The sequence below is a fragment of the Rufibacter sp. XAAS-G3-1 genome (assembly GCF_013623775.1).
GTDB lineage: Bacteria > Bacteroidota > Bacteroidia > Cytophagales > Hymenobacteraceae > Nibribacter.
Genome location: NZ_JABFAM010000005.1, coordinates 567,770 through 589,036 on the forward strand (window position 1 = coordinate 567,770; position 21,267 = coordinate 589,036).

General features: G+C 52.6%; 16 protein-coding genes. 5 read left to right on the plus strand and 11 right to left on the minus strand.

All coding sequences use genetic code 11. The features are described 5' to 3' along the window. Window positions 1-6 precede the first annotated feature (6 nt). Window positions 7-1,059 (plus strand): DUF6268 family outer membrane beta-barrel protein, encoded by a 1,053-nt coding sequence (locus HHO50_RS06680; RefSeq protein WP_181305212.1) that lies wholly within the window; start codon window positions 7-9, stop codon window positions 1,057-1,059. Between the two features lie 260 nt (window positions 1,060-1,319). Here the strand turns inward: HHO50_RS06680 and ppk1 are convergent, their stop codons facing one another. From ppk1 to HHO50_RS06700, 4 genes are all read right to left on the minus strand, one after another. Then, window positions 1,320-3,449, minus strand: coding sequence for a polyphosphate kinase 1 (ppk1, locus tag HHO50_RS06685; protein ID WP_181305213.1), 2,130 nt, complete (start codon window positions 3,447-3,449; stop codon window positions 1,320-1,322). A 35-nt stretch (window positions 3,450-3,484) separates the two neighbouring features. After that, window positions 3,485-3,982 carry a histidine phosphatase family protein gene (locus tag HHO50_RS06690; RefSeq protein ID WP_181305214.1) on the minus strand — a complete coding sequence of 166 codons (498 nt, stop codon included), beginning with the start codon at window positions 3,980-3,982 and terminating at the stop codon, window positions 3,485-3,487. A 241-nt stretch (window positions 3,983-4,223) separates the two neighbouring features. Beyond that, the gene (gene hflX, locus HHO50_RS06695; RefSeq protein ID WP_181305215.1) at window positions 4,224-5,420 is read right to left on the minus strand and encodes a GTPase HflX; all 1,197 of its coding nucleotides are present in this window, start codon (window positions 5,418-5,420) and stop codon (window positions 4,224-4,226) included. Window positions 5,421-5,428: 8 nt separating this feature from the next. Continuing rightward, the gene (locus HHO50_RS06700; RefSeq protein ID WP_181305216.1) at window positions 5,429-6,127 is read right to left on the minus strand and encodes a cytochrome c; all 699 of its coding nucleotides are present in this window, start codon (window positions 6,125-6,127) and stop codon (window positions 5,429-5,431) included. Between the two features lie 148 nt (window positions 6,128-6,275). On the opposite strand from HHO50_RS06700, the gene HHO50_RS06705 reads away from it, so the two are divergent. Both HHO50_RS06705 and rfbC read left to right on the plus strand, forming a co-directional pair. Continuing rightward, a complete protein-coding gene (locus HHO50_RS06705; protein ID WP_181305217.1) occupies window positions 6,276-7,388 on the plus strand; it encodes a glycosyltransferase family 4 protein in 1,113 nt (370 codons plus the stop codon). A gap of 119 nt (window positions 7,389-7,507) precedes the next feature. Further along, window positions 7,508-8,050 (plus strand): dTDP-4-dehydrorhamnose 3,5-epimerase, encoded by a 543-nt coding sequence (gene rfbC / locus HHO50_RS06710; RefSeq protein WP_181305218.1) that lies wholly within the window; start codon window positions 7,508-7,510, stop codon window positions 8,048-8,050. Between the two features lie 165 nt (window positions 8,051-8,215). Here rfbC and murF read toward each other — a convergent pair whose 3' ends face one another. After that, window positions 8,216-9,502: a UDP-N-acetylmuramoyl-tripeptide--D-alanyl-D-alanine ligase gene (murF, locus tag HHO50_RS06715; RefSeq protein WP_181305219.1), complete on the minus strand. Its 1,287-nt coding sequence runs from the start codon at window positions 9,500-9,502 to the stop codon at window positions 8,216-8,218. A gap of 124 nt (window positions 9,503-9,626) precedes the next feature. Here murF and HHO50_RS06720 point away from each other — a divergent pair, with 124 nt between their 5' ends. Then, window positions 9,627-11,768 carry a T9SS type A sorting domain-containing protein gene (locus HHO50_RS06720; protein WP_181305220.1) on the plus strand — a complete coding sequence of 714 codons (2,142 nt, stop codon included), beginning with the start codon at window positions 9,627-9,629 and terminating at the stop codon, window positions 11,766-11,768. A gap of 275 nt (window positions 11,769-12,043) precedes the next feature. On the opposite strand, the gene HHO50_RS06725 is transcribed toward HHO50_RS06720, so the two are convergent. Next, a complete protein-coding gene (locus tag HHO50_RS06725; protein ID WP_181305221.1) occupies window positions 12,044-12,820 on the minus strand; it encodes an amidohydrolase in 777 nt (258 codons plus the stop codon). 117 nt (window positions 12,821-12,937) lie between these two features. On the opposite strand from HHO50_RS06725, the gene HHO50_RS06730 reads away from it, so the two are divergent. Continuing rightward, on the plus strand, window positions 12,938-13,477 hold the full coding sequence (locus HHO50_RS06730) for a 5'(3')-deoxyribonucleotidase (protein ID WP_219921451.1): 540 nt from the start codon (window positions 12,938-12,940) through the stop codon (window positions 13,475-13,477). A gap of 195 nt (window positions 13,478-13,672) precedes the next feature. On the opposite strand, the gene HHO50_RS06735 is transcribed toward HHO50_RS06730, so the two are convergent. The 5 genes from HHO50_RS06735 to HHO50_RS06755 form a co-directional block, all read right to left on the minus strand. Continuing rightward, a complete protein-coding gene (locus HHO50_RS06735) occupies window positions 13,673-14,821 on the minus strand; it encodes a pyridoxal phosphate-dependent aminotransferase (protein ID WP_181305222.1) in 1,149 nt (382 codons plus the stop codon). Between the two features lie 51 nt (window positions 14,822-14,872). Further along, complete coding sequence (locus tag HHO50_RS06740; protein ID WP_181305223.1) at window positions 14,873-15,451, minus strand: uracil-DNA glycosylase family protein; 579 nt, start codon at window positions 15,449-15,451, stop codon at window positions 14,873-14,875. Window positions 15,452-15,708: 257 nt separating this feature from the next. Then, window positions 15,709-16,689, minus strand: coding sequence for a hypothetical protein (locus HHO50_RS06745; RefSeq protein ID WP_181305224.1), 981 nt, complete (start codon window positions 16,687-16,689; stop codon window positions 15,709-15,711). Window positions 16,690-17,631: 942 nt separating this feature from the next. After that, a complete protein-coding gene (locus tag HHO50_RS06750; RefSeq protein WP_181305225.1) occupies window positions 17,632-18,036 on the minus strand; it encodes a two-component system response regulator in 405 nt (134 codons plus the stop codon). A gap of 26 nt (window positions 18,037-18,062) precedes the next feature. Further along, entirely contained in the window at window positions 18,063-21,170 is a 3,108-nt protein-coding gene (locus tag HHO50_RS06755; RefSeq protein WP_181305226.1) for a PAS domain-containing protein, read from the minus strand. Window positions 21,171-21,267: the final 97 nt, after the last annotated feature.

The window sequence follows — 21,267 nt, forward strand, 5'->3', positions numbered from 1 at the left end:
CATTGCATGAAAAAGCTTTTGATTCTGTTGGGGATATTGGTTCTGTTGCACGCTTGGGAGCAGGTAAATGCGCAAGGGTTTTTCAGTGATTCGGTGAGGGCCGCCCAGGCCGCGAATGATCCGCAGGAACTGGCCAACCCCTCTGTGATAGGCATGGGCAAGAGTAAGGGTGTCATTATCAGGTATGAGCGCTTGCCTCGGTTTGGCATGCACTCCCAAGGTCAGCAGAGCACCGTGGAAGATGCCCGGGCAGATGTGCTCAGAAGCAACCGCTTTGAGTTCAAGGCCTATGCCCCCTTGGTGAACAATCCTCATTTTAAGCTGGTGTTTGGGGCTGGGTACTTTCTGGAGGAATTCAACTACAAAGAGCCCGCCACGCAGCAATACCCGTTGTACCAGCGGCTGCAAGACAAGAACCTGCGTTCATTAGACGGACAATTGGTGATGTTGCGCCCCATCAACTACAAGAATTTCATCGTATTCAGGATGAAAGGCGAGTTGAACGGCGATTACGGGAAGTACAGTGACATAAGCCTCACGCGGTACCTGAGAACCACCGTGGAAGCCATTTACGGGTGGAAGAAAAGCCCCTACTTTTCCTATGGGTTTGGCGTGCAACTGGGCTATGCCTTCGGCCGACAAACCTTTTACCCCGCCCTTTTGTATAACCGAACCTTTAATGAAAGGTGGGGGGTAGAAGCCATTTTCCCGGCCAATGTCGCGTTCCGGCGCAATTTCTCAGAGAAGTCTTTGCTGTACATGGGCTACAAGATTGAGGGGGCCACCTACAACATCAACATCAATACAGAGCCCTTCAACCAGTATGAAACCGTTGAACTGCGTAAATCTGAACTAAAGGCCCGCTTGCGGTGGGATAGGGAAATCTATGATTTCCTGTGGTTCGGGCTGGAGTCTGGTTACCGCTACAACCACCGGTTTAACCTGTATGACGGACGCCAGCGCACGGCCAACCCATTGATTGAAACCCATATCAAAGATGCCGTTTACTTTAACGTGGAGCTGTTCCTGGTGCCGCCCCGCAGATTCCTGAAGCAATAAGGTCTTTCTGTTTTAGGGCTGTTTTTGGTAAAACAGCCCTAAAACGTCCGCACACATGGCAAATCAGCAATGCATGCCTATTCTTGCGGCAGGATGTATCTGACCAGTGATGGAAGATGCTTTAGGTGCTTGGGTATGAGTTTTGCTGTTTCAGAGCCGTTTTTAGTAAAATAGCCCCTAAACGTTTAGATGAAGGATAGGCCTAAAAACAAGAAGCCCGCCACAGCAATGTGGCGGGCTTCTTGTTTTGGTGGTACTTGCTACTCTTTGTTGTCTGAGGGAACTACCTCCAAGCCGCTCTGGATAGCCATTTCTTTCAGGTAGTCATAGGTGGCGTACTGGGCGTGCATGGAAATGGAAGTATCGTCTGAAACCCAGTACTGGTTGTTTGAAAGGCGCGATTTATGGTTGTCTTTCATGTGCAGATCCAAAACGTGGCGTATCTCCTGGCGCAGGGTAGGGTTGTAGATAGGAAACGCTACCTCTACCCGGCGCATGAGGTTCCGGTTCATCCAGTCGGCGGAGGCGACATAGATTTTCTCTTCGCCGCCGTTCCCGAACACGTAAATGCGGCCGTGTTCCAGGTAGCGGTCTACAATGCTGCGCACCGAAATATTCTCGCTCAAGCCGGGTACGCCCGGAATAAGGCTGCAGATGCCGCGCACCAACAGCTCAATCTTGACCCCTGCCTGACTGGCCTCATACAACTGCTTGATCATGCGGCTGTCTTGCAGGGCGTTCATCTTGGCAATGAGGTACGCCGGCTTTCCTTCCTGGGCCAGCTTCATCTCATGCTGGATGAGGTCATGCAGGCCGCTGCGCAGGTTAAAGGGCGCTACCAACAGGTGCTCAAACGTAAGGTTCCGTTCGCCGTCTACCAGAAAATGGAAGACCTTGCTTAACTCACTGGTCAGGCGTTCATCTGTGGTGAAAAGCGCGTGGTCTGTGTAGATGCGCGACGTTTTCTCATTGTAGTTACCGGTGCTCAGGTAGCCGTACTGTACAGATTGCCCGTTTTCCTGCCGCGTGACCAAGGCAATCTTGCTGTGTACTTTCAGGTCGGGCACGCCGTAGAGCACGTTGGCCCCGGCTTTCTCCATTTTGTTTCCCCAGTAAATGTTAGATTCCTCGTCAAAACGGGCTTTCAGTTCCACCACTACCGTCACCAGTTTGCCGTGTTCGGCGGCCTTGATCAACGCTTTGGCTACCTTTGATTTATCGGCTACGCGGTACAGCGTGACACTAATGCTGGTCACCGCCGGGTCATTGGCGGCTTCCTCAAAGAACTGGAGCACGTAGTCAAACTTCTGGTAGGGGTAGTGCACCATCACTTCCTGCGCTTTCATGGCTTCCAGAATGCTGGGGTATTTCGCCAGAACGGGGTGCGGCAACGGAGGCTGCGGCTCATAGTAGAGATGGGGCAGCTTGAACGTAGGGAACCCAAAAAAGTCCCGGAAGTTGTGGAAACGGCTGCCTTCTACCAGTTCATCGGTGGTGATGCCAATGCGGTCTAGCAGGGCATGCAGCATAGGCTCCGGAGTCTCTGGGTCATAGAGCAGGCGGCTGGGATGTCCGGTTTCGCGTTTCTTGAGGCTTTTCTTGATTTTGGCCATTAAGTTGCCCGACACCTCTTCCTCAATGTCCAGTTCGGCGTCGCGGGAGAGCTTGATGGCGTAGGCCTCCACTTCGGCGAAGCCGGGGAACAGCTCTGGTAAACCCACCCTGATCACATCGTCCAGCAGCATCACGTAATGCTCGCCCTGCTCCACGGGCAGCTGCACAAACCGGCTGCCGTGTTTCTGGGTCGGGATCTCCAGAATGGCGTACTGTTCGGGCCCTTCCTTCGGCTTAAGCCGAACCATGAAGTACACAACCTGGTCTTTGAGGAAAAGCGGGCTGGGGTTGGTGCTGAAGATTATTGGCACCAACAGCGGCTTCACCTGGCCCCGGAAATAGTCCAGCGCCATCTTGTGCTGGCCGTCTGTGCACTGGGTCTCGCTAATGAGGTGAATATGGGCCTTGCGGAGTTCGGGGAGCAACTCGTTCCGGTAAACCTGGCCAAATTCTTCCTGCTGCCGCGAAACCTCGGCCATGATGGCCTCCAGTTCCGGCGAGGGGTCGTCTTCCAGTTTCTCGCGGGTTTTCTTTTTCAGCTTTACCAGGCGGCGCATGGTGGCCACCCGTACTTTAAAGTATTCATCCAGGTTAGAGGAGAAGATTGCCAGAAAGTTGAGGCGTTCCAGCAGGGGTACGCGCGGGTCTTTGGCTTCCTGCAGTACCCGGTAGTTAAAGGCCAGCCAACTCAGCTCCCGGCTGATAAGCGGGACATCTTGGTGAGCAGCGCTGGCCGGTGAAGATTCAGTTAAATCAGTATTATCTATTGAGGCCATTCTGGTTTGGTTTTGCGGGGCAACACAGCCCCGCCTTAACGATAGTTCTTGGGGAAATCAAAGAAAAGTAGTTTGGCGTTGTCTGGGGAGATCTGCCCCCAGTAGTTGCAGTCAAAGCTGATGCCCACCACACCGCCGGTAGGAATATTGTCAATACTTTTCTCTGTGCTGAGTCTGTTAGCCAGCTCAGTGAGGGCGGGGTTATGCCCAATCAACATCACACAGTTGTACTCATCTGGCAAGGATTGGGCAAAGACCAGCAGATCTTCAGAAGAGATGAGGTAGAGCTCTTCCTGGGCCCCAATTTTCTCTGTGGGTACATTTAGCTCTTTGGCCACCAACGTAGCGGTGGTAATGGCGCGTACCGCTGAGCTGGAGATAATCAAGTCCAGCTTTATTTCTCTTTCTACCAGTTCTTGGCCCATGAGGATCGCGTCTGTGCGGCCCCTTTTGTTTAAAGGCCGGTCATGGTCACTGAGCTCCTCATATTTCCAACTGGATTTGGCGTGGCGTAACAGATATAATGTCTTCATCTTGAATTCAGTAAACATGAAAGCCACAACTGAGGTGCAGCTGTGGCTTTCATGTTTACTGAATGAACCTTAAAATGGTTGTGCTGAGAGACCGGTCTGTTTTTGCATTCTTTTTGGAAAACCAGCCGATTTTCGCGTTGGCTTTTCTGCCGGAAATCTGCTGATTGATTCTTCGTTGGCGGTGTTCTACCGCAAAGGTTCGTTTTAGGCCTGTTTTCCAGAAAACAGGCCTAAAACGATGCTACTCTTGAGGGGCGTTGTTGGGGTACCGTTCATAGTGGATTTTGGAAACCTGCTCCATTAATACTTGGCGTAATTCATCAATGTTGGTGCGCGTGGCCGCCGAGATAAAGATGGCGGGTGTGTGCTGCTTGGCCATGTAAGATGATTTCAATTCATTTATGTCTGGCAGGGCATCGGGATTGTCTTCTTTGAGTTCCTGCTCCCGTTGCTGCAAATACAGATCCGTTTTGTTGAAGACCAGCACAATGGGTTTGTCCGCCGATTTAATGTCTTTCAGGGTATCATTCACTACGCCAATGTGTTCTTCAAAAGAAGGGTGGGAAACGTCTACCACGTGCAGCAGCAAATCAGATTCGCGTATTTCATCCAGCGTGGACTTAAAGCTTTCGATCAATTTGGTAGGCAGTTTTCTAATGAACCCCACCGTGTCTGAGAGCAGCAGCGGAATGTTCTCAATCACCATCTTGCGTACCGTGGCATCTACCGTGGCAAACAGTTTGTTTTCGGCGAAGACGTCTGCTTTGGTGAGCACGTTCATGATGGTAGACTTGCCTACGTTGGTATAGCCTACCAACGACACGCGCACAATGCCCGAACGGGACTTGCGCTGCTCAAAGTTCTGCTTCTCAAATTTCTCCAGCTTGTCATTGAGCAAAGAGATTTTATCGCGCACAATCCGTCTGTCGGTCTCAATCTCTGTTTCACCTGGCCCGCGCATGGCCACGCCCCCCCCTTTCTGGCGGCTTAAGTGAGTCCACATGTTGGTGAGGCGGGGTAGGAGGTAGCGGTATTGTGCTAATTCTACCTGGGCGCGGGCGGTGGCGGTTTGGGCGCGTAGCGCGAAGATGTCCAGAATAAGTAAACTGCGGTCAATGATTTTGACTTCCAGCTCACGCTCCAGGTTACGCACCTGCGAAGGGGAGAGGTCATCGTCAAAAATGACCATGTCTACCTTGTGTTCCTTCACGTAGGCCACAATCTCTTCCAGCTTGCCTTTGCCCACGTAGGTTTTGGAGTCTGGTTTGTCTAGTTTCTGCACGAAGCGCTTCAGGGTTTTGGCCCCTACGGTTTCGGTCAGGAAGGCCAGTTCGTCCAGGTATTCTTTGGTTTTTTCGTCGGTCTGCTTGTATTCAGGAACGGCCACCAGCACGGCGGTTTCCTGTTCTTTGGCAGTAATATGGAGTTGGTTCTTCATGTAGTTCTTTACTTTTTAAGCAATGTGGAATAGAGCGCCAATAGCTCAATTTCCTGTTCAGAGAGTTGCGAGCCGTAGCCTGGCATCAGTCCCCGACCGTTGGCAATCACTTCCCGGCGTTCTGCCACGTTCAAGGTGCTTTTTTGCAGGTTGACGGCACCGCTGGCTCCTTTCTGTCCGTCTTGGCCGTGGCAGTTGGCGCACAGCGCCGTGTAAATGGCTTTGGTGTTTTCCAACTGCGTTCCTTCTAATTGGGTTAAAATGGGGTGGCTGGCCTTTACGGGGTGGGGAGAGGCAGTGCCCACTTTCCCGTTAGGGGAAACGGCAACGGCTTCGCCTTTATCAGCACGTATTTTCAGGCTTTTGGTTTCGGCTATGCCGTACACGTACCCGAAAATAAGTACTACTACAGCGGTTAAAAGTTTGCTGTGCCGCTTAAGCCCCACCATGGCCAGCGGAATAGCGGTTACCACCAGCACTACTTTTACCAGCAGCCAGGCAGGTAACGGCCCGTTGTAATCGAAGACCAGATACCCGCCCGAAACCAGAATAAGCGCACCAAACACAATGTCCAGCATTTTGGTAGAGGAACGGGTCTTGTCCAGGTTTTTAGGCTTGTTCAGGAAAAGCAGTAACGCCTTTATCAGAAACAAGAGCAGGAACAGGATGACTACCAGAACATGAATGTGTAAAAAAGCAGTGGTCATGGCGTGGAAAGGTAGAAATCAAGGGTGTGTTTGCGTGCAAAGTAAACACAAAGGCATTGAAAACCGATAAACCGGTGCAGATTCTGTCTACCCATGCGGGTTGCTGCCGAAACGGGTGCTATCTTTGTCTTTTGCTTTAAGTTACCCCATGCGCGTTGCCATTGTTATCAATAAGTCCTGGAATATCTTCAACTTTCGCCTCAGCTTAGTCAAAGCCTTGCTGGCCGCCGGGCATGAAGTAGTGGCCATTGCCCCCGAAGATGCCTATTCCGCGAAACTAGTAGCCGAAGGCTGCCAATTTGTACCACTGCCCCTGGAAAGCAAAGGTACTAATCCACTAAAGGACATGCTGCTGGTGGGTAAATTCCTGAAGGCCTACCAACGTGTGAAGCCTGATGTGATCTTGCAATACACCATCAAACCTAACATTTACGGCTCTATTGCGGCAAAGCTGGCGGGCATTCCTACCATCAACAACGTGTCTGGTTTAGGGACGGTGTTCATTGTGCAGAATCTGGTGTCTAAGATTGCGATGGCGCTGTACCGGTTCTCCTTCCAGTTTCCGGCCAAAGTGTTTTTCCAGAACTCTGATGACCAAGCCCTGTTTTTAGACCGAAAACTGGTGCGCGAATCCATTACTGAGGTCATTCCCGGTTCCGGCATTGACACCAAAAGATACCGGCCTGCTGCTACCTTTAAACGCCAGAGCCCGTTCGTGTTCCTGATGGTTTCGCGGGCGCTGTATGAAAAAGGCTTGGTGGAGTACGTAGAGGCCAGTAAGATTCTGAAAGCAAAATACCCCAGTCTGCGCATTCAATTACTGGGCGGCATTGACGAAGAAGGCAACATTGGCGTGAAACGCGTGCTGGTGGAACAGTGGGCCAACGAAGGCTGGCTCGAATACCTGGGCACCTCAGATGACGTCGCCAGCGTGATGCACGCCGCCGACTGCGTAGTGCTGCCCTCTTATCGCGAAGGTACGCCGCGTACCCTGCTGGAAGCCGCCGCTTTAGGCAAACCCATTGTCACTACTAACGTGCCCGGCTGCAAAGAAACCGTGGTAGATGGCTACAACGGCTATCTCTGCGAAGTTCGGAACGGGGTAGATTTGGCCGCCAAAATGGAGAGACTGTATCTGCTTGCAGACACGGCCTTGCAGACCATGGGCCAAAACAGCCGCCGCCTGGCCGAAGAAAAATTTGATGAAAAGTTCGTGATAGACCGCTATTTTGCAGCCATCAAAGAAGCAACCGGTAAATAAAGGAGATTTGTAAATTTGGAGATGAGGAGATTTGAAGATTGTTGATCAATTCTATTTCATCATATATTTCTAACCTTCATTCAATCTCTCAATCACACATTCACTCAAGCAGAACAAGCATGCAAGTAAACAAGTACCCAATTGCGGGAGTAGCTGAGATTACGCCCAGAATTTTTGCGGATGAGAGAGGTGCTTTCCTGGAGACATTCAGTGCTAAATTGTTGGCCGAGGCTGGTATCACCGAGACCTTTGTGCAGGACAACTTATCCATCTCCAAAAAAGGCGTTCTCCGCGGATTGCATTTCCAGAAGCCACCCTTCGCGCAGGCGAAATTGGTAAGCGTCACCGTAGGGAGGGCCTTGGATGTAGCCGTGGATATCCGCAAAGATTCGCCTACCTATGGGCAGCACGTGACCTGTTTACTGGATGCCGAAAAACGGAACTCTTTCTTTATTCCCGTAGGGTTTGCCCACGGCTTTGTGGCGTTAGAAGAGGGCACCATCTTTCAGTACAAATGCAGCAACTACTATGACAAAGCCTCTGAAGGAGGACTGCTCTGGAATGATGCGGCCTTAAATATCAACTGGGGAATTGCCACACCCTTGGTGTCTGAGAAAGACGAAATCCTGCCTACGCTAGAAAGATTTGACTCTCCTTTTTAAGCATAGGTCTTTCTAGATTCAAACCTCACAGGCCTTAAAGACCTGTGAGGTTTTTTGTTTTGAAGCTATTTTTGGGAAAACAGGCGGGAAACGCAGCTCCTACGAGTGTCTCCGCCAACTGCGTTTCCCGCCTGTTTTCTCAAAAACGCCCCTAAAACGAAGTCCTTACAGCAAGTTCACCACCGTTTCCAAACCAACCCCGCGAGAGCCTTTAATCAGCACGTGGCTATTTCTGACCGGATGATCGGTGAGCCATTGTTCCAGGGCGCTTTTCTCTGCGAAGTAGCGGAAATCGGGGTTCACTTCGGCGGCGTAGCGCATTTCCTTTCCGCAGAGAAATACCTGGGCGAAGTGCTGTTGGTTCAGCTGTTCGCCCAAGGCGCGGTGCTCGGGTTCACTTTCCTGGCCCAGTTCCAGCATGTCGCCCAGAATCACTACCTTGGGTTCTCCGGCCATTTGCCCGAAGTTGGAAACCGACAGCGCCATGGAACTGGGGTTGGCGTTGTAGGCGTCCAGCAGAATGGTGTTGGTGTCTTTCTGCACAATCTGGGAGCGGTTGTTGGTGGGCACGTACCCAGCAATGGCGGCGTTGATGGCCTCGTGCGGCACGCCAAAGAATTGCCCAATACAGGCAGCGGCGGCCATGTTCTCAAAGTTATAGGAACCCATCAGATGCGTGTGCACTTCTTCGCCGTTGGCGGCCCGGTAAATGACCTGCGGCGCGGCTTGCAGCAACTGGGCAGAATAATCGTCTTGTGGCCCGTAATACGTGATTTTGTTTGCGATGCGGCGTACCATGCGCATGAGGTGTTCGTTAGAAGTATTGACAAACACGGTGCCGTTGGCTTTGTCCAGGTGCAGGTACAGTTCGCTCTTGGCACGGGCCACGCCCTCCAGACTTCCGAAGCCTTCTAAGTGCGCCTTGCCAATGTTGGTAATCAGGCCGTGGGTAGGCAAGGCGTAGGAGCAGAGTTCGGCGATGTCGCCGGGGTGGTTGGCGCCCATTTCAATGATGGCCAGCTCGTGCTCGGGCTGAATGCTGAGCAAGGTGAGCGGCACGCCGATGTGGTTGTTCAGGTTGCCTTTGGTGCAGAGCACGTTGAATTTCTGGCTCAGTACCGCATTGATAAGCTCTTTGGTGGTGGTTTTGCCGTTGCTGCCCGTAATCCCGATAAACGGGATAGACAACTGCAAGCGGTGGTGCAGGGCCAATGCTTGCAGCGCCTTCAGCGAATCTTCTACCTGAATAATGTTGGGGCCGGTAACCGACGGGTCTTGTACCACCGCATACCGGGCTCCTTTTTCCAGGGCCATTTGGGCAAATTTGCTTCCTTTGAAGTTGGGCCCATCTAAGGCAAAAAAGAGGGTATTCTCTTGTTCCGCCCGGGAATCAGTGCTTACTTTCTGGCATTCCAGGTATTTTTGATACAGGTGCTCCACTAGCTCCGCCATAGTATAGATTGCTTTTTTACGTCTAGGATACGAATAAATGAACCGAGCATTAAAGGTACTAGCCTTTTTTTTAAGTTGGATGGTTGGGCCTGCGCAAACTGCCTGGGCCCAGAAACCCCTCCGGATGCAGGAGGCACGCGGGCCGATGGTGCAGAACCAGGCCAACCAGCAGTTGCGCTTGCCCTGGGCCGGTGGGTTCAACAGTCCGCAGTTCTCGGCCATTGACCTGAACCAGGACGGGCGACAGGATTTGTTTGTCTTCGACCGAAGCTCCCAACGCGTCACTACGTTTCTGGCGGTACAGACCAACGGAAACTGGGCTTACCAGCACGCCCCGCAGTACGAGAACTCCTTTCCCCATGAGCTGCGTTTCTTTGCACTGCTCCGTGATTTCAATTGCGACGGTGCCCCAGATTTATTCACCGCTTCCAACCGGGGCATAGTGGTGTACACCAATGTATCCTCGGCGAGCGCGGGTCTCAAGTTCGACCTCACGCACCCGGTGGTGTATTTCAACACCGATGCCAATTTACTGGTTGGCTCTGAAGACATGCCCGCCATTGTAGACATGGACGGCGACGGTGACTTGGATATTCTTACCTGGGAATGGTCGCACGGTACCGTGCTGGAATATTACCGGAACGAACGGGTAGAGCAGCGGCTTGCCTGCAATGAACTGAAGTTTACCCGCGTCACTTCTTACTGGGGACAGGTAAGCCGTTGCGTGGGCACCTGCAATAACTACCGCTTTAATGAGGTTTGCCCGTCTACCGAGCACATTGGCGGTTCCAGCGTGCTTCCCCTAGACCTGAATGCCGATGGTGTGCTGGATTTGCTGGCCGGCCATGACGATTGCCCCGACTTGGTAAGTCTCTATAACACCGGCACCAACCTGCTTCCTAAAATTACGCGGGCAGACTACAACCTTCCGCCAGATATCACCGGGCAGCAGTTCAGTGTTTTTCCGGCGGCCTATTACCTAGATGTCACCTTTGACGGCGTGCCTGATTTGGTGGTAGCCCCCAACATGACCACCAACGCACACCAGAATGTGAGCCTGAAAAATTCAGTGTGGGTGTATGCCAATACCGGCACCGCCGCGCAACCCAGATTCACCAGTCCTAAGCAGCCCTTTCTACAAGACCAAATGTTGGATGTAGGCGAGGGAGCCGCCCCGGCTTTAGGCAACATCACCGGAAACGAAGCCTTGGATTTAGTAGTGGGTAATACCGCCGTGCTGGAGAATGGCCGCTACACCGCTTCTTTGGCTCTGTACCAAAATACCGGCACCGCCAGTGAAGCCACTTTCAAAGCGGTAGATTCTGACTTTCTGGGTTTCGCGGCACAAGGCCTGCTTTCTCTCAAGCCTCAACTCCTGGATATCAACGCCGATGGGAAAACAGACCTCGCCTGGAGCGCCTACAAGCAGTCCACTAATTCCGTAGAATTCAAGTATGTTTTGAACACCGCTTCGGCAGGGCAACCAGCACAATTCTCCTTAACCAATGCCGTGGCGGTGCCGGGTATTCTGCTGTTCAGAGGAGATACGCCGTACCTCTATGATGTGGACAAAGACGGGAAACTAGACGTGCTGATTGGCCGCTCCTCCGGCGGACTCACCTATTATCAAAACACCGGCACCAGCACGGCCCCCACCTGGAATTTAGTGTCGGAAGCGCTAGGCGGAATTGCTGCCAACGTAGAGCGCCGCCGCTTGCAAGTGACCGTAGCAGACCTCAACCAAGACAGCCACCCCGATTTACTCGCCTCTGATGACAGCGGCCAACTACGTGTATTCTCTGGTTTTCAGTCCCGGCTTACCGGTTCTTTTGCGGTGGAAGAAAACGTACTTTGGCAACCAATAGCCCAGCAATATAAAGCAGCAAATCTGGGAGTCGGCATGGTACTAGCCGCTGCCAACCTAGACGCCAACTCCTTGCCTGAAATCCTGATAGGCACCCACGCCGGTGGCCTTCGTTTTCTGAAAGCCATCTCTGAACCGTTAAGCGTGGAAAACCCAACGGAAGAGCTCACCACCGTTCAACTGTTCCCCAATCCAGCCGATAAATCCATTCAGGTAATCACGGAGAAAAACGCGACCTACCAACTGCACAACGTAGCGGGCGCATTGCTAAAGCAAGGAAAAACAGTAGCCGCAAAACCTCAGACTATCCCCACCGCCGCCTTGTCCTCGGGGCTTTACCTGCTGCGGGTGCAGACGGTTGACGGGCGTGTAGTGACCCATAAATTAGTGGTCAGGCACTAAGCTGACGGACTGGCGTTTTAGCCCTGTTTTACAGGAAATAGCTTCTTTTCCCTCCCTCTTTGTCATCCTGAAAGGATCTTGGTGGCGAACGACAATGGCGTTTATTTACAGCTTTTCTAGTTTGCCCACCAGATCCTTTCAGGATGACAATAAAATATAGAGGAGGATGATAAATTAATAAAGAGCCCTTCAACTAATAAGTACTGCTTGTTAGCTAAAGAGGCTCTTCTGTAAAAGACATATAAATCTATTCTCTCAATCATTCAACCTCTCAATCAAAATTCAATGGTAAACGCATCGGCGTCAATGTCCCAGGGGAGTTTTTGGCGGGTTTCTTCCAGGTGCTGGCGCGATAAGGTGATGGTGGAAACGGCCTCTTCAAATTCATGGTGCACCAGTTCTTCGCCCAGTAGATTGTAGGCGGCGGAGTCACCGGAATAGGCGTGGCCTTTGGCATCGGTACCTACGCGGTTCACGCCTACGCAATACGCCAGGTTTTCAATGGCGCGGGCCCGTAACAGCGTTTGCCAAGCCAGGCGGCGGCGGTCGGGCCAACTGGCGATGTAGATGAGCACGTCATACGCGAGCGGCGTATTGCGTGACCAAACCGGGAACCGAAGGTCATAGCACACCAGCGGACAAATCTTCCAGCCGTTTAAATCCACAATCAGTTTCCGGGTGCCGGGGGAATAGGCCTCGCACTCGCCCGCCATTCTAAAGAGGTGGCGTTTGTCATAGTGGGCGTGGGTACCATCGGGGCGCATCCAGAGGACACGGTTATAGTACTGGCCGTTCTCGTGTATAATCAAACTGCCCATGACTACCGCGTTCTGTTTTTGGGCCATTTCCCGCATCCAAGCCACAGAAGCGCCGTCCATTTCCTCGGCCAAAAGCGGAGCCTCCATGCTGAAACCGGTCGTGAACATCTCGGGCAGAATGATTAAATCCGTGGCAGGAAGCTGCTCTATTTTCGCTTGGAAATTTGCCCGGTTCGCGGCGGCATCGTGCCAGATGAGGTCAGCTTGAAGAAGGGAAACGTGCAGGTCAGACATTTGTAAGTAGGAATTAAGAAGTAGGAATTCAGAGGTGGTTTTTCGGGAACAGGCTAACCTAATCAGCCACCCCTACGATAAAGGTACTGACACTTACGGTTACACCCAATAATCTTCATGGAGCTTCAAAAGAAAAAGATTGCCATTGACATGGATGAGGTGATGGCTGACCCCATCGCGAAATTCATTAAACTTTATAACCAAGACTGTGCCTTGGAACTGACCTTGGAGGCCCTGCACGGGAAAGAAATCTACGAGGTGGTGCCACCGGAACATTCCCGTAAAACGTGGGAGTACCTCAACGCCGAAGGCTTCTTCCGGGATTTAGAGGTCATCCCAGACAGCCAGGAAGTCATCAAGGCACTCATGGAAAGATACGAGGTGTTTATTGTGAGCGCGGGCATGGAATTCCGCAATTCGCTTATTGACAAATTTGACTGGCTGCAAGACCATTTTCCGTTCATCAGCTGGCGCAACTACGTGCTCTGCGGCGACAAAAGCATCATAGGGGCAGACATCATGATTGATGACCGCCCCCGGAATCTAATTACTTTTTCCGGCGAAAGAAAATTGCTTTTCACCTCGCCGCACAACGTGAATATCATGGAGTTTGAACGCGTGAGTACCTGGCGCGAAGTAGCCGAAAAATTGCTGTAGGTAACGAGGCGTTTAAAGGCTGTTTTAGGGAAAAGAGCCCTTAAACGTTTGGTTGCCATTGGCACAGACGCTCGCAGGTCTGAAAGACGCTGCGAGGTCTTTTGAGCTAACGATCTTGCGCTTACTGCGCAAAGGCAACCACATGAGATTGTCCTTGCAACTCAGAACTCAAGACTCAAGACTCAGAACTCAGAACTACAACTGACATAACCGTTCGGCGGCGGCTTGCAGCGTTTCATCTTTTTTGGCGAAGCAGAACCGGATGACGCCTTGGTCTGTGCCTTGGTGGTAAAACGCCGAAATGGGAATGACCGCCACCCCGGCTTCTTTGGTGAGCCAGTGCGCGAATTCCACATCGGGCAGAGAAGAGATTTGCCCGTAGCGGGCCAGTTGGAAATACGTGCCGGCGCAGGGCAGCAGTTCAAATTTGGAGGGCTGCAGCAAAGAAGCAAACAGGTCTCGTTTCCGTTGGTAGAACTGCGGCAGCGTGAGGTAATGCTCCTGGTTGTCTAAGAACGTGGCAATGGCGTGTTGCAGCGGCGTGGCGGTGCTGAAGGTGAGGTACTGGTGTACTTTCCTGAACTCGGTGCTGAGGGCGGCGGGCGCGATGCAGTAGCCCACTTTCCAACCGGTGGTATGGAAGGTTTTCCCGAAGGAGGAGACCACAAACGACCGCTCGGCCAAGGCCGGTGCCGTGAGCACACTGCCATGCGGCTGCCCGTCAAACACCACGTGCTCGTACACCTCGTCGCTGAGGATGAAAAACGGGTGTTTTTGGGAAAGTAGGGTTAAAGCGTCCAGGTCAGCTTGCTGCCACACCGCACCGCTGGGGTTATGCGGCGAATTGACAATGAGCAGGCGCGTTTTCTCCGTCAGTTTACTTTCTACCTGCTGCCAATCTACGCTGAAGTCTGGGAAACGTAAGGGCACGAATACCGGTACGCCGCCGCTCAACTCAATGGCCGGTACATACGAGTCATAGCAGGGTTCCAGCACCAGCACTTCATCGCCGGGTTGCACCACGGCGGCAATGGCCGAGAACAAGGCTTCGGTGGCCCCGGAAGTGACCGTGATCTCCGTTTCGGGGTGGGCGAAGTGGCCGTAGAGTTGCTGCGTTTTCTGGCTTATTCTCTCTCTGAGCAGCAGTAACCCGGGGCTGGGCGCGTACTGGTTGTGGCCCGCCCGCATGGCTTCCGTCACCAAGTCCACCAACTCCGGCGGACAGTCAAAATCTGGGAACCCCTGCGACAAGTTGATGGCCCCGTGCTGCTGGGCCAACTGGCTCATAGTAGAGAAGATGGTGGTGCTCACCGTGGGCAGTTTGCTGGGTATCTGGAAGTGCATGCGTTTTAGACCTGTTTTGGTGAAAATAGGCAAAAAACGGTGTACGTCTAGTTAGCCGGGCAAAGTTGCCTGCACAATTTCCTGCAGGGTGGGCACTACTTCGCGCTCAAACCATGGGTGCTTTTTAAACCAGGCAATGTTTCTGGGCGAGGGGTGCGGCAGTGGCAAATATTTAGGAAGATAGGCTTGCCAGGCTTCTACGGTTTGGGTGAGGGTAGCTTTGGCGACACTGCCTAGAAATGCTTTTTGCGCGTACGTGCCAATGAGCAGCGTGAGCTGGATGTTGGGCAATAAAGGCAGAAGCTGCGGATGCCAGTGCTGGAAACACTCGGGGCGCGGGGGCAAATCGCCGGAACGGCCGGTGCCGGGGTAGCAGAAGGCGGTGGGCACGATGGCAATGTGGGCTTCGTTGTAGAATTCATCGGGCGTGAGCCCCAACCAAGTGCGCAGGCGTTTGCCGCTCTGGTCGTCCCAGGGAATGCCCGAGGCGTGGACTTTGGTGCCCGGGGCCTGCCCCACAATCATGAGCTTCGCCGAGGCGGAGGCCCGCAACACGGGTCTGGGGCCGTGGGGCAAATGGGCGGCGCACAGCTGGCAGGCTCTTATCTGGGGGAGAAGTTCTTCTAGCATGTTAGCGGTAAGGGGAAGCTGTTTTAAGGCGAATTTCGGGAAAAGGGGGCATAAACGCGTGTAAAAAAGAAGCCGGCCCCTTAACAGGCACCGGCTTCTGGAAGTAGTTCAAAAGGTTTCTAGGCATTGGGGTACCCACCGGCAGAGACTTCGTCTGCCGGAAACGCCTGGTAGAGCAAAATGGAGGCCGCAACGCCGGTTAGCACAAGGACTATCATCAATGCTTTCATAGTTCTGCCGTTGAAAAGAGCCGTTGATTAGTAGTACCGCGGGTTGTTGCCACGGTTGTAACGGGAGTTGTTGTCGTCTCCTGAATCAGTTTCATCTGACCAACGGGGGCCTCTTTCTGTGCCGCGGTCTGCCCGGGAGCGGTATTCATAGTCATGGTCATGGCGGCGGTTGTCCTGGTTGTAGCGGTTTTGGTCTGAGTCAGGATGATGGGAGTTGCGGCTGAACAAGTTCTGCACGCCGTGTTTTATATCATGCCAGGCTTCGCGGGCGCCTTCGCCCATGTCTCCTAGAATATCGCCTTTGTCGCGGTCTACGCGGCGGCCATCGTTAGCGGTGTAGCGCTGTTCATCATACCAGGTGTGGTTGCCGCTGCCGTAGCGGTAGTCATCGTCTTTGTAGCGGCTACGGGTACCGGGGTATTCATGGTACGGGTTGCTGTCTGGGCGGGGCAGTTCTTCACGCACACCGCGCGCGTCCATGTAGCCACCCCGGTAGTAGTTCTCGTTTGAGTCATCGCGGCGGCGTTGCTCACTGATTCTGTTGTCTGAGTGCACGCGGCTATGGGCTTGGCCGTAAGAATCTTGGTGGGCAGAGTAATTGCCGCGCCCATCGCCAAACTGCGAATTTTGGTTGTTGGGGTTTTGGAAGGCCGAATGCCCTTGCTGCCGCTCAGAATTGCGGGTGCTGTTGCCGCGGCCATCGCCATAGTTCAGGTTGTTGGGATTACGGTAGACGCTGTAATCGCGCTCGCCGTAGTGTTTGCTTAGGCTGGCGCCACGGTCTGCGTTGGAGTTGCGTTCGTATGAATCTTCTGGGAAGTGGCTTCTGCTTTGGTTGTTCGGGCCTGTGTGGAAGTTGTTTCCGTTGTTCCAACTGTTGTCGTGTGGCCGCTGCTGTGGGGGCTGGTTACGTTGTTGGTCGCGGTTGTGTAAGTCACGGCCTACGCTGTGGTTTTCTGCTTCTCCCTCCTGGTTTGGAGCGAAACGGTTTCTTTGATTATCGTTCATGGTTTCTATCGTTTAAATATCACAATGCATGTCTCTTTGGAAAGAGATACTTGTACGTGTGTGTACGATAGCCTTGGCAGAGGGTTAAGCCAGTGGATTGTCCGGGTTTGGGTTTTTACGGTGTTTTCTGAAAACAAGGCCTAAAAGGGAAGGTGCTATCTGAACTTTAGAATGGAAAACGAGCCTTGTTTTTAAAAAGAGATTGCTGCCGTTTTAGGTGCTTTTGGACTCTCTTTATCTGGTGAATTGATGGAGGTGAAGTGGGTGGCTCAACTATGGGTGTTATGCTGGAAGAAGGGCGGTTTTATCTAAAGCACAAGGTTCTTCTTCACCTGAAAGACTGCTTTTGCCGCTGGTAATTATACCCTTACTGGTTTCATTTTAGCCTCTTCCTGGAGTTGACTTTTGTAGAGGGATTAGTTTGTGCATGCGGTTTGCTGTTCCCTTGGCTTGGCTGCTTTTTGCGTGGGTATTAGTAGGTGCACGCCTTTTGCTATTCCCCTGGCTGAGCCGCTTTTTGCGTGGGTGCAAGTACTGTATTGTTTCATAGTTTCCGCTAAGCGCTCACGGCCGCGAGGCCCCGTCTTCCCCTCTCGCACTGCCCTTTCGGCCTGGGAAGTCCTTTGCTCTTAGCTGAGGTCTGTCCAGGGCCAAAAGCGAGGCGCGCTCGGGGAAGACTGGAACTGGGGAAAGTAGTGGAAGTGGTATGATAGAGCCTGTAGAGACAAGGCACTGCCTTGTCTCTTACACGCATTCCTTTCTCCTTCAAAGGCGTAAGGCGTATTCCCCTCCTCGGAGGGGTAGGGGTGGGTTCTGGCGCTCCGCCGTCTTCTTTTAAGGCACATGAATCATTCTCTGCTGGTATTACCAGCCGGAGTAGAGGCAGAAAAGGGCGGCCTTGTTCCACACAAAGCCGCCCTTTTAGGAGGTGATTGGTCTTTTTTAACGGAAATGCTCGTTCAGAATCTCGCGTACGTGGGCTTCTTCCAGGGGTTTGGAGATGTGCTGTTCCACTGCGCTGTATTTCTTTAGTTTCTCTAAGTCATAGAAGCTGGCCGACGAGGTAAGCATCATGACCAGAATGCAGTTTTGTGTAGCCTCGGGTAGCTGGTGGTACTTGTCCAGAAATTCAAAGCCATCCATGACCGGCATTTTAATGTCCAGGAACATGAGGTCTGGGAGGGCTTGCCCGGCGGCGATGGCAGTGTTGAGAAACCTGAGGGCCTCTTCTCCGTTGGTCACCACTTCAATCCGCTCGGCAATCTCCATGCGGGTGAGCAGACGTTTGTTTAAGAAATTGGTGGTTTCGTCGTCGTCTACCAACAAAATCAGGTTTAACCTTTTCATAGGACAAATATAGAAAGCGCTTTATGCTATTGAACGCTGTTTTTGAAATAAATGGTGAAGGTGGTGCCTTCGTTTACCTGACTTTCCAGCTCAATGCGGCCGCCGTTCTTCTGCACAATGCGGTTAAGGATATAAAGCCCCAAACCTGAGCCTTCTACGTGGTTATGGAAACGTTTGAACATCTGGAACATTTTAGCGCCGTGTTTCTCTAGATCCATGCCTATGCCGTTGTCTTGGATGGTTAGCACGGTGTAGCCTGGTTGGTTGTACGTGCGCAAATGAACAACGGGTGTACGCTTTGGAGAGCGGTATTTCACCGCGTTGCTGATTAGGTTGTAAAAGATACTTTTCAGGTTTACGCGGGAGTATACCAGAGAATTAACCTGGGTAAAGTCACAGGTGATGGTGGCCCCTGAACTCTGGATCATGTCTTGGATGCTAAGCTTGACCTCGTCTACCAGGTCAGGCAACTCAATTTCCTCCTGGTGCGCGTGAATCTCCTTCTGCACCTTCACAATCTCGGCCAGGTCTGAAATGGTGGCGTTGATCTGCTTCAATGACCGGTTGAACATGTTGATCAGGAGCTGGGCGTCTGGGTCATGGAACGTGGCGTTCTTGGTGAGCTCCTGGAAAATACCGGCCATGTTAATGATGGGCAACTTGAGGTCATGCGAGGCGGTGTACACAAAGCTGTCCAGGTCTTCATTGATGGTGCGGAGTTCCTGGTTGGTTTGCTCCATCAGTTCCTCGTTGCGTTTTTGGTCTTCTATTTCAGTGCAGGTGCCAAACCATTTGGTGATGTTGCCTTCCTGGTCGCGCTGGGCAAGGGCGCGGCCCAGAAACCAACGCCATTCTCCGTCAGAAGCCCGCTTGAACCGGTATTCCACCTCATAAGGATCGCCGGTGCGCAGGGAGTGGTGCCACCGGGCGAAGGATCTTTCCTGGTCATCTGGGTGCAGCAGGTTGTTCCACATCTGGGTTCCTTTGCTGGCCTCCACGTCATAGCCGGTGTATTCTACCCATTTCTTGTTGAAGTAGTCATGGTAACCTTGGGAGTCTGTAGTCCAAACCAACTGGGGCATACTGTCGGCCAGGAACTGGAAGTTCTGGGTGCTTTCCTGCAGATCCAGCAGCATCTGTTTCTGATCCTGAATGTCTGTGTGGGAGCCTACCCACATGTAAATGCCGCCTTCTTCGTTTCTAACGGCAATTCCGCGTACCAGAAACCACCGGTATTCTTCGCCGTTTTTGGTTCTCCAGCGGTTTTCCACCATAAATATTTCACCGGTGGCAAGGGAGTGGTGCCACTTGTCATGGGTGTTCTGTAAATCATCTGGGTGGATAAAGTATTCCCAACCCCAGCCATTCAACTCTTCCTGCGAGGTGCCCAGGTAATCATACCACTGTTGGCTGTAATAGTCTATGTAACCGTCTGACCTGGCGGTAAAGGTCATGTGGGGCAGGGCGTCCAGCACTTTAAGGGTGCGCTCATGCGAGACTTTCAGTTCCTGCGCCAACTTAGCGGCCTCTTTCTGTACCTTTACCTGCCCGGTTACCTCCACTATCAGAATAATGATGCCTTCTACTGCCTGGTGCTCATCAAAGAGAGGCTGGTACATGAAGTTGAAATATCCCAGATCCAGTTCACCGGTTCCCTTTCGGTCTAAGTAGGCAGGGGTTTCTGTCCCCAGGTGCGGTTCGCCGGTGGCGTACACTTTCTCAATGATGTCAAAAAAGCCTTGGGATTGTAGCTCGGGTAAGGCCTGGCGGAGAGGTTTGCCTACGGTATCCCGGCCGCCCACCAACTGTTTGAACTGGGGCGTGGCAAAATCCACCATCCAGTCAGCTCCCTTTAGAACGGCAAACTGCACCGGCGATTGGGACAGCATTCGCTGCACGTACTCGTCGCGTTCTTTCAGTTTATGCTGAATGTCTTTCTGTTCCTGGATGTTGGTGTCTACGCCTATCCAGGCGGTAATGGTGCCTTCTGGGTTCTTCAACGGCGTAGCGCGCATGGTAAACCAGTGGTACTTGCCGTCAGCGGCTCGTTTCAGCCGGGCCTCGTTCACGTACTCCTGACCAGTAGCCAAGGCGTGCGCCCAAACAGCAACAGTAGCATCCAAATCTTCTGGGTGCACGACCTTGTCCCAGCCCTCGTCTGGGCTGGTGTTGCCGGTGTACGTGTACCAAGCCTTGTTGTAGTAGTGAATGTAACCATCGGCACGGGCTACCCAGGCTATCTCAGGAATGCCTTCCAGCAGGGCGCGTACGTGCTGTTCACTGGCTATTAACTCGGCCGCGTAACGGTTTTTCTCGGTCAGATCCAGCATGGCGCCAATCATGCGCACGGGCTTGCCGGTTTTGTCACGCGCTACCGTGCCCCGGTCAAAAATCTCGGCGTAGCTGCCATCGGCTTTCCGGAAACGGTACTCATCTTGCCAGGTGGTGCCGCCGCTGTCTATGACCTGGTGGATGCCGTCTACAATGCGTTTGGCGTCATGGGGGTGAATACGGCCGTACCATGAGTTTACGTCATGTTCAATGTCTTCTTCTTTGTAACCGAAGGCAACCTTGAACCCATCGTTCCACCAAATGGTATTGTCTTCCAGGTTCCAGTCCCAAATCACGTCATTGGTGGCCTTGGCAATGAGTTCAAAGCGTTCCAGGTTCTGCTGGGCCTGCTGTGTTTGCCTTTCGGTTTCTTCCAGGTTTTTAATTTGCTGGGTCACATCCTCTGATTCATGAATCAGATAAAGAACGTTGCCGCTAGCGTCTAAGACCGGCGTATTGGAGGGCTGCCAGTATTTTTCCTCAAAGCCCCCGCCCATCTCCTCTGGCTTGGTCACGTCATAGCGCTGAAGCGCCATTTTATGGGGCACTTTGTTGTCGCGGGCGAACTCAAGCGATTGCCGCCAGTTGAGCACCCCATCGGCCGAGGCCAGGTCTGGGTTGTCCGGAAATACCTCAAACAGGTACTTGCCCAGGATAGACCGGTCTTTGAACGTGGACGTCAGGTAGGCGTCACTGGCTTCCACGATGGTGAAATCTGGGGAGACCACAATATAGAGCCTCGGCAACGCCCTGAAGATGGAAAGGATATCCAGGGCAGTAGGAGAAGCTGTAGAGGAGTTCATGGAAAATGCGTTCAAAAGTTCTTGTAAGGATAACGGAAGCTACCCGTTCTGCCATTCAAAGGCAAACAGAGAAAGAGTTCTTTTGTTTTGGGGCCAC